The sequence below is a fragment of the Aeromonas sp. FDAARGOS 1405 genome (genome assembly GCF_019048265.1).
GTDB lineage: Bacteria > Pseudomonadota > Gammaproteobacteria > Enterobacterales > Aeromonadaceae > Aeromonas > Aeromonas veronii_A.
In genome coordinates this window covers 395,995-408,642 of the sequence record NZ_CP077311.1, presented here as the reverse complement: position 1 = coordinate 408,642, position 12,648 = coordinate 395,995, and the positions used below count along the sequence as shown (strand labels likewise).

Genomic DNA, 12,648 nt, shown 5'->3' with positions numbered 1-12,648 from the left:
TTTGGAGGCGGTGAGGTGTGAAAGGCAATCACAGCGGCGCGATTTCCGCTCAAGATGTATTAAAGGCTTAATTGATAGCGCAGGGTCAGGCTGATGGTGGGTTGCCAGTCACGCTCTTTCATCAGCCACTGTTTCGCGCCCGCTTCCAAGCCAAGCTTCCACAGATTCCATGTCCAGCTACGTTCCAGCGTCATTCCCCATTCGCGCCATCCCTCTTCGCTCTCATATGCGGACATGTATGCCTGGTCGCCTCTTGTCAGCCATAGATTGAAGGATACGCTGGCAGGCAGCGGAAGCGAATGTTCCATATACCACAGCTGGCCATAGCGACCGGTTACATCATAAAGCTGGCCAATGCTGAGCTGGTGTTCGTCATCCAGTTGCCAGCCCATGCGCCATAACGCACCAAAGCGGGAGTGATCCGCCACCACCATCGGACTGATCCCTAAGGCGATAAAGCTCTGTTTATAAAGGGGTAACGCAACGCCTGCGCTTTGGCCATCAATAAAGACAAGCCCCATCTGTGTTTCCCGTTCATAGCCGAGCCAGAGCTGTACCGTGGAGTCGGCCCCCGCTCCCGCGTTGCTGCTGTCGAGTTGCCATTGGCTACCCACAACCAGCGCCCTGGCCGAGAAAGGCAGCATCAGGGGAATGAGCAGCAGTAACCCGCTCTTATTTGCCATACAGTCTCTGCCAGTCCCGATCCTGATGCATTCCCATCAGATGACAGATGATGCCGGAGCGCTGGAAAGCATAAATAAGCAGTACGCTGGCAGTGCAGAGCAACATGATAAGGCCAAAACTGTTGGGCAGTATGGTGCCCTGACGGGCAGTCCACCACAGTAGCAAGGGGCCCCACAGATGGACGAAGATGCTCTTGTGGAAGATGAATACGGTCAGCGAGTACATACCGATCCAGTTGAGTGGTCGCCAGCAGAGACGGATATTGTGTTGGTGTAGCCAGAGCACGGTACCGATCACCAGAAACTCCATACCCCAGATCCCGGCTCGGCCGATCATGTCCAGCGCCAGTTCGTGTTCATTGGCGTAGATGTCGTTGAGCTCGACCGTGCTTGTCTCGCCGAACATGAGATAGATGGCCAGCGCCACCAGCGACAGCGTCAGTACCAGACGGTTGAGGCGATCTCGCCATTGTGGGCGCTGATGCCAGCACCAGCCATAGAGAAAGCCGAAACAGCCACTGGCCATGAAGAGGTCGAGACGGGCATCCAGCTCATAGTCGGGGTGAACGTGCAGCTTCATCCAGCTGTCGATATGGCCGAGCAGATCCTGTACGCCGAGTTGATCCAGTAGCAGGCTTAGAAGGGTCAGCAGGAGCATGCCGCGGATGCCGAACCAGGCATACACCATGGAGAAGAGCGCCAGCAGGCACATCCAGAGCATGACCGGGTAGAACGAGATGGCCTCGCCGAAGTTGGGGGCGATGACCAACCCTTCGACATAGAGCATCAGTATGATGCTGGCAAACAGGGCCAGCTTGCTGCCCAGCTGCGGCTTGAAGCTGGCCTGATCGCGGCGGCTCAGGTTGAATGCGGCCAAGGCCAGGTAGATCTGGCTGACCCAGGGGATTAACCAGGCTGATGCGTGTGCTGTCAGCTGATCCATGGGGAGCAGGTGTCCCGCCATTGCCTTGTGTGATACATAGAAGCTGTCCCACAAGGCATGTTCCCGATTGAAGAAATCGATGTACCAGTAGTTGAGGTAACCGGTGTAGTGCTCGAAGACGGCCATGAAGATGACAAGCCCGCGCAACAGATCGAGGCCTGTGATGCGCGCATCCTGTGGAGGCATACGATTGCTCCTGTGTAGTGTGGCGAAAGGAGCGGCACTATATAGGCTTTTTTAAAACTGAACGGGAGCTGAATGTAAGCAAATATTACGGGGAGCTGTACCGATGTGCTTGTAATGACTGGGAAGTGCCTGACCTGGCTGTCATGATTTGCAATATTATTGGCTATTTTTTAGCCTTTCTCTCGGCCAAACGCCTGAATACCGCGCACCAGCACCAGCCAGCCGAGCAGATGGAACGGGAGGGCAAGCAGATAGAGCAGCAGGAAGTGTGACTCGCTGCCACTGCTGTTGATGAAGTCGATCCAGGCGGCCAGCAGCGCCAGCATGCCGGCAATCTGGAAGCGGCGGCGCAACACCACCTCGACGCCGAGATTGGCAAGGTAGAGGGTGAGCAGGATGCCGGCAAATCCGGTGAGCTGGGCGGTGCCGTAGAGCTCGCGATCCGGGTTAAACAGCAGCGCGATCAGGGGAGTAATGCCCTGATCCAGCGGGATCAGGGCCAGCAGCCAGCATGCAATCAGAAGCAGGGCTGTCTTCATCGCGGCCTCAGTCGGCGGACGGTGCCGGTTTGACCAGAGAGAGGTAGTTGGCATCCATCTTGAGGAAGACCCCCAGCAGACGGGCACTGGCGCCGTAGAAGCCAAACCGGTCGGCGGCGCGACAGGCGCTTTCGAACTTGTCAAACCAGCCCAGCAGATGGCCGTGCAGCAGTGCTTCCTGCTCGTCGAGCCAGCGTTCCCGCTCGGCTGCGCTCTTGGCTTCCGCCGCGCGGATGATGAGATTGCCCATCAGATCCAGCTCGATGGCCAGATGATCCGCAGGCTCCTTGTATTTGTCGCTGACATTGATACCAAGGCGATCGAGGCGGGCCTGCATCTCGGCCATCGGGGCCTGCATCAGCAGCTTGGCATCGCCACGATAGAGCGATTCGTAGGGCAGGGCGCCCTGTTTGGGATCCACCAGAAACAGGCCGGCGAAGTCGGCGGCCAGTTCCAGCTGGCGATCCGGGCGCACCAGCAGGCGGGCGATGGCATCGTTGAGCTCGGCCACGGCTTCACGCATCGGATCCAGGGTGGAGAGGCTTTTCAGGAAGCTTCGCACGTCATAGGTGTCATATTCGGCGATCTGCTCATCACTGAGTTCGGCGGCGAACAGGGTGGAGAACCACCAGTAGAGTTCGGCCCGGCGTTCGCTGGTAGCCATAAATTCCTGCATTTTTCCTCCGTGGATGGCAATCGGGAGCCTTGATGGCTCCCGATTCTAACGACTTTAAAAATAAAGGAAACTCAAGGGGGCGCTTTCGTCCCCCCGAGGTCAGAGTGCCGGGAACATGGGGTCGATGCCCTTGGCCGATTCCGGCGCGCCGAAGGCAGTGACGGCAGGTGCCTGCCCGCGGAACTTCTCGATCTCCACCAGCGCGGTATGGGCCGTGGTGGCCTGCGCCAGGCTGGAGGAGCCGATGTCGGCGGTCAGCACGTTGGGATCGCCGTAGGTACAGAGAGTCCCTACCTTGCCACCCTCTTGTGGACCATACCAGGCTCCTTCCTGAATGCGCACCACGCCGGGGGCGTAGTCATCACTCACCACTAGACCAGCCAATACCTGACCGCGGCCGTTGAACACCCGCACCAGATCGCCGTCTTTGAGGCCGCGGGATTTGGCATCCTGCGGATTCATGTAGACAGGTTCGCGACCCTGCACCGTGTAGGTGGCGCGGTAGTTGTCGGAGGAGCAGAGCTGGCTGTGCAGCCGTTTGTCCGGGTGGCAGGATTGCAGGTGCAGCGGGTACTGTTTGCTGCCCGGCCCGCCGTGAGAGCGCTCGTAGGGTTCGATCCAGACCGGGTGGCCCGGGCAGTCCCCATAGCCGTAGTCGGCGATGGTCTTGGAGTAGATCTCGATAAGGCCAGACGGGGTACCGAGGGGTTCCAGGTCCGGCTCCTGACGGAACGACTCGTGGCGCACCCAGGGCTGGCCCGCCGGGAAGGTGACGAAGCCCTCGCCGTGCCAGAACTGGCTGAAACGGGGCAGTCGAATGCCGATGCCGCGACCCTGCAGGCGGGCGTCGTCATAGATGCTCTGGATCCATTCCAGCTTGCTCTTGCCGCCGGTGAACTCGGCCTCACGACCGAAGCGACGGCAAAGATCGGCGAAGATGTCGTAGTCATCGCGCGCCTCGAACAGCGGCTCTACCACCTTGTACATGGCCAGAATGCCCGCGTTGGAGTGGGAGCCCCACTGCTCGATGTCATCGCGCTCATAAGTGGTGGTGGCGGGCAGCACGATATCGGCGAAGCGGCAGCTGGCGGTCCACTGGTGATCGATGCTGACCACGGTTTCCAGCTTGCGCCAGGCGGCGACCATCTTGTTGCGATCCTGCTGGTGGTGGAACGGGTTGTTGCCGCAGAACACCGCCATCTTCATGTGGGGGTAGGTGATGGTCTGGCCGTTGAAGGCGATCTGCTTGCCCGGATTGAGGATGCAGTCGACGAAACGGGCCACCGGAATGAATTTGGAGTAGCCCTTCCAGTCGCCGTCATGGAGCGGCTTGACCCCGGGAATGACCGAGCTGAAACCGGACATGATGGGGCCGCTGGAGGTGATGGTACCCGCCCCGTTGTAGTGCCAGCCAAAGCCGTAACCGCCCCCCGGCAGGCCGATCTGGCCAATCATCGAGGCCAGTACCACCAGCATCCAGGCGTACTGCTCGCCGTGGTGCATGCGCTGCACGCACCAGCCGCCGATAAGCTGGGTGCGGCCGCTGCTCATGGCGCGGGCCAGCTCGCGGATGGTCTCGGCTGGTACGCCGCAGATGGCGGCGGCCCACTCGGCGTCCTTCACCTGACCATCGCTGGTGCCCAGCAGGTAGGGTAGGAACTTGTCAAAGCCGGTGGTGTAGTTCTTCAGGAACGCTTCGTCGTGGCGCTTCTCGCTGTAGAGGGTGTGGGCGATGCCCAGCATCAGCGGTACATCGGTTTGCGGATTCAGGGTCACCTGATCGCAATTGAGGTACTTCTGGGTCTTGGATTTGACCGGATCGACACTGATCACCCGGATCTCGCCCTTGGCCACCTTCTCTTTGAGCTGCGCCCAGTAGTCGTAGACGCAGTGATCCGGCACCAGCCAGCCCACCTGCAGATTCTTGATGGGATCGGAGCCCCAGATAACGATGGTTTTGCTGTGCTCCAGCACCAGCGGCCAGGAGGTCTGCTGTTCATACACCTCCATGGCGCCCGCCACGTGGGGCAGGATCACCTGGGCGGCGCCGGTGGAGTAGTCACCGGCCTTGGCCAGATAGGTGCCGTGCAGGTTCATGGCGCGTCCCAGCATGGCGCCAGCGGAGTGCAGCTTGCCCACCGACTGCCAGCCGGAGTGGCCGGCATAGAGGGCGCTCGGGCCATAGGTCTTCTGCACCCGCTCCAACTCGTGATAGAAGAAGTCCAGCGCCTGGGACCAGGTCACCCGCACGAAGCGGTTCTGGCCGCGCTCGCTGGTGTCGGACTGGTGGCCCTTGCGCAACCAGTCCAGCCGCACCATGGGGTAGCGGATACGGGAGGGGTTGTAGACCACTTCACTCAAGGCCTTGAGCATGTCGGTAGGGTGCTTGTCGTGCTCGAACGGCAGGGTCTCGACCCAGCGGCCATCGACCACCCGGGCACGGAAGGCGCCCCAGTGGGAGCCGGACTGCACCAGCTTGTCGCCAGACTCGGCAGCCATCACGGCGCGACCGAGCAGGGAAGGGCCGATCAGGGCAGAGGCACCGCTGGCCAGCAAGCCACCCAGAAAACCACGACGGGAAATATTGATCATCTTGTTATTCCTCTTTCGAATCCGGACTTAGTGGCTGCCCTGACCACCGGTATCGGCGGCATGGTTTTGCAGGTATTTGAGCAGGGTGCGCTCCTCTTCCTTGCTCAGGCGATAGTAGGCAGACATCGCCTTGAGCCCCGAGATCCAGCCGTTGGCAGTGAAGTGAGCGGGATCCGGCGCGCCGTGGCAGGAGTTGCAGGTGGATTTGTACATCTCGCCGGCGTAATCCCAGATCGGCTTGAGCGAGGACTCAAAGCCCTTGCCATCGACCCAGGCCTGCACCTGAACCTGTTCCCACTTGATATGGGTGGCGCTGTCGGTCTCCTGTTTGAGCACTTTCTCGCTCGCTTTCAGTTCGTCACGGATGGTGGCGACGAAGACCCGCTTGCCCATGTATTCGCTCAGCACCCGGCCCTTGCCATCGCTCTCGCGCCACCCTTCGATGGTCACCTTGAGGCGATCGCCGCTGCGGTCCACCACGTCGATACGGGAGGCGGGCAGCAGTTTGCCGACCGGGTCGCTGCTCTGTTCGCTGGCATAGAGATCTTTTTCACCCAGGTTGTAGAGGGTCTCGGTGGCTGGCGCCTCTTGCGCGTCGTTGACCAGAGTGGCGTAAGTGGCCCGGAAGCCGCCCGCCATGTTGGGCAGTTCGTGGGCGATGCCCTTGTGGCACTCGATGCAGTTCATGTTCTTCGCCGCCGCGTCTTTCATCGCCAGCGCTGCCGCCGGGGACTGTTTGGCGTGATCCATGTTGTCGTAGCTGTGGCAGGACTTGCAGGTCTTGGAGTTCTGGCTGCTCATCCGTGCCCAAACCTTCTCGGCCAGATGCAGGCGCCGGTCCTCGAACTTCTCCTGGGTGTCGATGCTGTGGCCTATGTACTCCTGATAGAGGTCGTTGGCTGCCTCCATCTTGCGGGCCACCTTGCCGACAAAATCCTTCGGCTGGTGACAGTCGGTACAGACCGCCTGTACCCCTGAGGCATTCTTGAAGTGGATGGACTCCTTGTACTCCGGATAGACGGTGTCTTTCATGGAGTGGCAGGAGATACAGAATTCGAGGCTGCTGGTTTTCTCAAAGCCATAGTGCAGGCCGACGGTGCCCGCGAGGGTGACGCCGACGCCCACCAGAAGCAGCGCCAGTACCGACCAGCGACGGCTGGGGGTGCGCAGGAAGTGCCACAGTTTTTTCATCATGCTCTCTCACATCACTTTTTTGATGGGAGCCATGATAGGGAGGCGTTGTGAACAGGGCTGCCGCCACAAATTAATGAAATAGGGGTATTTATGACAAAATGTGAATAGAATAATTCTCCCTTGTCGACCATCGTGAACCCTGCCCATGAGTTACCACATTCTGGTTGTTGAAGATGATGCGGTTACCCGCGAGAAGCTGACCGGCTATTTCGAGCGGGAGGGCTATCGGGTGACGGCGGTCGAAAATGGCCAGGAGATGCGCGCCGTGCTGGCGGAACAGACGGTCGATCTGGTGATGCTGGATATCAACCTGCCGGGGGAAGATGGTCTGCTGCTGACCCGTGAACTACGGGCGCGCAGCACGGTGGGGATCATTCTGGTCACCGGCCGCAGCGATGCGGTGGACCGGATTGTCGGCCTCGAGATGGGGGCCGATGACTATGTCACCAAGCCGTTCGAGCTCAGGGAACTGCTGGTGCGGGTCAAGAATCTGCTGTGGCGGATCTCGCTGGCGGCCGCCGCGCCGAGCGAGCCTGCGGTGGCTGACGATGCGGTGCGCTTTGGCCCCTGGCGTTTTGATATTCCCCGCCGCCAGCTCAGCAAGGACGGAGTGCCGGTGCGTCTGACCAAGGCCGAATATGAAGTGCTGGTGGCCTTTGTCGCCCATGCCGGACGGGTGCTCAGTCGGGAGCGGATCCTGACCCTCATCAGCCATCGCGGCGATGGCCCGAGCGATCGCACCATAGACGTGCTGATCCGGCGGCTGCGCGGCAAGATGGAAGCGGATCCGCGGGATCCCCAGCTGTTTGTCACCGTCCATGGTGAAGGCTATCTGTTTGCCGGTGAGATAGCCTCCTGATCCCGTTGCGGTGGCCTTGACCTGTTTGACCGGGTGTCAGACCGGCGGGCGGGTATCAAATTGCGGGCAGTCGTCGCCAATCTGGTGCCAGGGCGCCTTGGAGCCGACAAAGATGTGAAACGCGGGCCGCTGGCTCGGCACATCGTCCAGTACCCCGAGGCGCAGGTTGATCTTGCCGCTGCTGCTCTTCTGGCTGAACAGGCTGGAGCCGCAGTGGCGGCAGAAGGCGAGGCTGGTCTCGTCCGATTTCTGGTAGCGGCCGATGGCCTCGCTCCCCTTCGCGATGGTCACCTTGTCACCATCCAGTCCGCCGACCGAGGCGTAATCTCCCCCTGAAAATTTGCGGCATTCGCTGCAGTGGCAGTTCCCCATATAGTCGAACTGATCCGGCAGGGTCAGGGCGACGGCGCCGCACAGGCAGCTGGCATGTAACTCTTTCATCTCTTCTCCTTGAGTGTGCTGATCGGATTTGGAACGGCTATTCGACCCGATAGACGGGACGAAAAGCGCCATCCGAGAGGGAATCGGCGGGGTCGGCCAGCGGCGCAGACAGCGTCAGAATGGGTGGCCCCATCACCCGCGGGCACTGCTCGGCCTTGGCATCAGGGTGTTGCAGCAGGCAGACCGCCTGAGCGACCGCAAGGCGCCCCTGCAGCCGCATCTGATCGCTGTTGGCGGCCAGGATCTTGCCCCGGCGCAGGCCCCGCTGTACCCCGTGGCTGAAGTAGGTGCTCAGCACCTGAGGCCTGTCGAGATGGCGCTGTGCCAGCTCGTTGACCGCTACTTCGGCGGCGATGGCGCCGCCCACCAGATAGTCGAGGTCGGGATAGCGGGCCAGCGTCTGCTGCACCAGCGTGCGCTGGATTTCCCGGCTGTTGTCGCCGCGCTCGGTGGTGACCAGCTTGATGGCGCTCCCCTTGATGGCATCGGCAAAGCCCGGCTCGACGAAGTTGTTGCCGCCGCTTGCCTGCGGGCCTGGGAAGAGGGCGACCGAGACCGGCTTGCTGCCGGCGGGGTGATGCTGCGCCAGCCAGTGGCCCATGCGCCAGCCCATCTGATACCAGGAGACCCCCACCTTGGCCTTGACCAGACCGGCGGGCAGATCGTTGACCAGGCCGAACACCGGCAGCGGGCTGGCGACGATCGCCTCGCCGAGCCCGTCGTAGCTCACCGCGCCGAGCAGGATGGCATCGCTCCCCTCGCTCACGCACTGCTGCAACTGGCGGCGCTGTTCGGCAAGGGCGCCGTAGCCCCCCGCCTCGTGGATACGCAGCTTCACGCCGAGTCGCTTGGCCTCCTCCACCATGCCCTGATTGACCGACAGCCAGTAGGCGTCGCGCAGGTGGGGGTAGAGGGCGCACAGGGTCAGGGGGCGCGTGACGGGGGCAGGCCCCTGCCAGTTCAGACGGGCCGGCTTGCCGCCGAAGGCGCCGTCCGGCCAGTGATCCACCTCGAAGGCGAGGGCGCAGGCCGGGAGCAGCAGGAGCAACAGGGAGAGACAGACGCTTCGCATGGCCGGGGGTTTTGTTAAAGTGTGGGGCCATATTATCCGGTCAAAGTCGACCACAACCAAGGGACTTCCCGTGAGAATCTTTTCCGGCCTGGGTGGCAAGTTGCTGCTGGCCTTCTCCCTGATGGCGTTGCTGACCCTGAGTGCCTCCCTGCTGGGCTGGGTGGGGCTTAGCCATCTGCGCCAGCTGGAGCAAGGGGTGCAGCAGACTCTGGCCGATCAGGAGCTGGCCCGCACACTCTCTCGCCTCAGCGGCGAGATCCAGAGCGCGTCACGGCTGCTGGCCACCGCAACCAGCGAGCAGGAGCGGGAGCATCAGGGACGCTTGCTCACCCTGCAGGGGCAACAGCTACAACAGGTACTGGCGCAACTCGGCCGTGGGCAGGGTTCAACAAGCCTCGATCAGCTCAGTCAGAGCATCATCGGCAATCTGGGTCAGCAGGGCTGGCTGGTGGGAGAGCGACTGACCCTGATGGCGCAGGGCGAGGCGCAGCGGGCCCGTCTGGTGGCGGCGGCCGGGCAGATCGCCGAGCTGGCGCGCAGCCAGATGGAGAACGCCGAAACCGTGATGGTGGCGGGGTTGGGTTCCCTCTACCAACAGCAAAGTACGCAGGTGGCCCGGACGCTGGACCGCCTGCTAGAACAGGATCTCGACTGGCTGGAGCAGATGACCGAGCTGCGTCATCGCACCCTGATGCAGCAGCAGCGCATCGAAGAGATGTGGCGCAGCGAACGACAGGAACAGTTGCAAACGCTATTGCAAGAGGGGCAGCGGGAGCTGGCCATCTTGCAACTGCGGGCCGGGGCGGTGACCGATCCGGCTCGCCGTCAGGCGGTGGAGCAGGCGCTGACCGTGCTGACGCAGAGCGACAAGCTGGTGCAGTTGCGCAGCGACTGGCTCGGCAAGGGGGAGGCGCTGCGGGTGCTGGCCAATGCCAATGAAGCCCTGATGAGCAGCCTCAACCAGCAGGTCGGAGAGCTGGTCAGCCGTGCTCGCGATTCGCTGGGGCAGAGCCAGCAGGCGCTAAGCCAGCGCCTCAGGCTGCTGGAGCAGGCGTTGATGGGCATTGGCCTGCTCACGCTGCTACTACTGATGCTGCTGATGTGGCGCATGGTCTACGGCCGGATCGTCTGGCCGCTGCAACGGGCGGTGGCGGGGATGAGCCGGTTGGCGCGCGGGGATCTGGCACCTCTTGAGCCGATCGCCAGCACCGGGCACGATGAGCTGGCGGAGCTGGGCCGAGCTTTACAGGTGTTTCGTGACAATGCGGTGGAGCTGGGCCGCTATCAGCGCGAGCTTGAGTCGCGGGTCGAGGAGCGCACCGGCCAGCTCAGCCACGCCAACGAGCGGCTCAATGAGGAGGTGGAGAAGCAGCGGCAGGCCCGCGCCGAGGCAGAGCAGGCCAACCGCGCCAAGTCGGTGTTTCTCGCCACCATGAGCCACGAGATCCGCACCCCCATGAACGGCATTCTCGGGGGCCTGACGCTGCTGGAAGATACCCACCTCAGCGATACCCAGCAGCACTATCTGGCCGCCATCGAGCACAGCGGTGAATCCCTGCTGGAGATCCTCAACGACATTCTCGACTACTCCAAGATCGAGGCGGGCCATGTGGAGGCGCGCCGCGAACCCTTCCCCCTGTTCCAGCTGGTGGATGAGCTGAGCGCGTTGTTTCGGCCAAAGGCAGCGGCCAAGGGGGTCACCCTGGCGCTGGAATATGCGCCCGGGCTGGCGCCTGTGGTCGAGGGGGATCTAGGCAAGCTGCGGCAGGTGCTCGGCAACTTGCTCGGCAATGCGGTCAAGTTTACCGCCCGTGGCCAGATTACCCTGACGGTGGCGCCCCTTGCCTGCCAAGGCCCTTGCGCCGAGCCCTGCATCCGCTTCGTGGTGCGCGATACCGGCCCCGGCATTCCGGCCGATGAGCAGGAGGCGGTGTTCGAGGCGTTTCGCCAGCGCAAACGTGATATAGGCCATCAGGGCGGCACCGGGCTGGGTCTGGCGATCAGCCGCAAGCTGGTGGCCGCCATGGGGGGCGAGCTGATCCTTGTCAGCGAACCGGGCAAGGGGTGTGAATTCAGCTTCAGCCTGCCCTTGCAACGCTCGAGCGCCCAGCTGCCTGCCGAGGCACAGCCGCTGCATCTTGGTCAGTCCCGCGACATCCTGTTGGTGGAGGATAACGAGATCAACCGGTTGGTGGCGCACGGCATGCTGACCCGCCTCGGCCATCGCGTCACCCTGGCGGAGGATGGTCGCAGCGCACTGGCGCTGGTGACCGAGCATCCCTTCGAGCTGGCGCTGCTCGATATCAATCTGCCCGATATGGACGGCATGACTCTGCGCGAGGATCTGGCCGCCATCAGCGAGGAGATGCATGAGCGGCCGCTGCCCGCCATCGCCATCTCGGCCCAGATGTATCCGGAGGATATCCGCCACTGCCTTGCCGCCGGCTTTGTCGATTTTGTCGGCAAGCCGGTGCGGCTGGCGGTGCTGGCGAACGCTATCGATCAGCTGTTTCGGCAAGAAGGAGCCTCTATCGAGCCGCAGGTGCAGTTATCAGTAGCCGTGCCCCCAACTAACCAGCCCAGGTGGGCCAATCCGGTGCTGGATGCCGATCTGCCCCTGCTCGGCATGGCGCGGATCCGCCAGCTGGTCGCGCTGTTTGAGTCGCAAGGGCGGGTGTTGGTGGATAAGTTGACTCAGGGGGAGGGAAGTGAGCAACGTCAGCTGGCGCACAAGCTCAAGGGGAGTGCGCTGGCGCTGGGGTTGACCGAATTTGCCAGCCATTGCGCGGCCCTTGAGGCGGGGGGCGGTGAGGCTGCGGCAATCGGCGGGCAATTTGACGCGGCGGTGAGCGGGTTGCAGCAGTGGCTGGCGGCCAACAGGGATGCGCCGTTCTGATCCCTGCTGGCGATGTACGGCGTTTAGGGAGGGTGGCCAGCCACTGCGCCGTTATTCGCTCTCGCGAAACAGCACCTGCTTGCACTTGGCACAGACCCATTCCCGGCGAAAATCGGTCAGGTGCACCATGCCCACCTCCAGCAACTCGTGGTGGCCGCAGTGATAACAGAAGATGATGTCGCCATCGACTGATTCAGGGTGGGCCGCCAGATAGTCGGCTTTGGTGGGGAGCTGCTCCCACGAGGTGGTGGGGACATGCTTGCGTTGGCTGGTGTAGTAGACCCAGTAGAACAGAAAAAAGACAGCCAGGATCACGAATGTCAGCAGATGGTCCATCTTGAACTCCTTCGGTTAGGTGCAGCCCCTCGGATGCATGGCTGCAATCAGCTCCATCATCATTAAATTTGTTTCGAATGAATATGTTACAGGATGGATAAAGAGGGCGTTGTGATCCCCTTCGGGTTTTGCCCGCCCGCCGCGGGATGAAAAATGTATCGTTTGGCGGAGCGGCCAGGGGATTGAACGGGGAGGGAATCTTGCTTTTTACAACATAAATTCAACATTTTT

11 protein-coding genes are annotated in these 12,648 nt (G+C 61.9%); 2 read left to right on the top strand and 9 right to left on the bottom strand.

All coding sequences use genetic code 11. The features are described 5' to 3' along the window. Nucleotides 1–59: 59 nt before the first annotated feature. The 6 genes from I6L35_RS01915 to torC form a co-directional block, all read right to left on the bottom strand. Nucleotides 60–683 carry a hypothetical protein gene (locus I6L35_RS01915; RefSeq protein WP_216979387.1) on the bottom strand — a complete coding sequence of 208 codons (624 nt, stop codon included), beginning with the start codon at nucleotides 681–683 and terminating at the stop codon, nucleotides 60–62. Continuing rightward, entirely contained in the window at nucleotides 673–1,812 is a 1,140-nt protein-coding gene (locus I6L35_RS01910) for a hypothetical protein (RefSeq protein WP_216979386.1), read from the bottom strand. Before I6L35_RS01910 ends, I6L35_RS01915 begins: the two co-directional genes overlap by 11 nt. Nucleotides 1,813–1,982: 170 nt before the next feature. Further along, the gene (locus I6L35_RS01905; RefSeq protein ID WP_216951965.1) at nucleotides 1,983–2,351 is read right to left on the bottom strand and encodes a hypothetical protein; all 369 of its coding nucleotides are present in this window, start codon (nucleotides 2,349–2,351) and stop codon (nucleotides 1,983–1,985) included. 7 nt (nucleotides 2,352–2,358) lie between these two features. Beyond that, nucleotides 2,359–3,027, bottom strand: coding sequence for a molecular chaperone TorD (torD, locus tag I6L35_RS01900; protein WP_005358423.1), 669 nt, complete (start codon nucleotides 3,025–3,027; stop codon nucleotides 2,359–2,361). Nucleotides 3,028–3,126: 99 nt separating this feature from the next. Continuing rightward, on the bottom strand, nucleotides 3,127–5,619 hold the full coding sequence (gene torA / locus I6L35_RS01895; protein WP_216979385.1) for a trimethylamine-N-oxide reductase TorA: 2,493 nt from the start codon (nucleotides 5,617–5,619) through the stop codon (nucleotides 3,127–3,129). Between the two features lie 27 nt (nucleotides 5,620–5,646). Beyond that, entirely contained in the window at nucleotides 5,647–6,813 is a 1,167-nt protein-coding gene (gene torC, locus I6L35_RS01890) for a pentaheme c-type cytochrome TorC (protein WP_083243727.1), read from the bottom strand. Nucleotides 6,814–6,958: 145 nt separating this feature from the next. Between torC and torR the strand changes: the two genes are divergently transcribed. Continuing rightward, nucleotides 6,959–7,672, top strand: a complete 714-nt coding sequence (gene torR, locus I6L35_RS01885) for a two-component system response regulator TorR (protein WP_042080622.1) — start codon at nucleotides 6,959–6,961, stop codon at nucleotides 7,670–7,672. A 36-nt stretch (nucleotides 7,673–7,708) separates the two neighbouring features. Here torR and I6L35_RS01880 read toward each other — a convergent pair whose 3' ends face one another. Together I6L35_RS01880 and torT are read right to left on the bottom strand one after the other, a co-directional pair. Further along, the gene (locus I6L35_RS01880; protein WP_216979384.1) at nucleotides 7,709–8,113 is read right to left on the bottom strand and encodes a GFA family protein; all 405 of its coding nucleotides are present in this window, start codon (nucleotides 8,111–8,113) and stop codon (nucleotides 7,709–7,711) included. A 37-nt stretch (nucleotides 8,114–8,150) separates the two neighbouring features. Next, complete coding sequence (torT, locus tag I6L35_RS01875) at nucleotides 8,151–9,185, bottom strand: TMAO reductase system periplasmic protein TorT (RefSeq protein WP_216979383.1); 1,035 nt, start codon at nucleotides 9,183–9,185, stop codon at nucleotides 8,151–8,153. Between the two features lie 70 nt (nucleotides 9,186–9,255). On the opposite strand from torT, the gene torS reads away from it, so the two are divergent. Further along, a complete protein-coding gene (gene torS, locus I6L35_RS01870; protein ID WP_216979382.1) occupies nucleotides 9,256–12,081 on the top strand; it encodes a TMAO reductase system sensor histidine kinase/response regulator TorS in 2,826 nt (941 codons plus the stop codon). Between the two features lie 51 nt (nucleotides 12,082–12,132). On the opposite strand, the gene I6L35_RS01865 is transcribed toward torS, so the two are convergent. Beyond that, complete coding sequence (locus I6L35_RS01865) at nucleotides 12,133–12,417, bottom strand: hypothetical protein (RefSeq protein ID WP_201938297.1); 285 nt, start codon at nucleotides 12,415–12,417, stop codon at nucleotides 12,133–12,135. Between the last annotated feature and the right edge of the window lie 231 nt (nucleotides 12,418–12,648).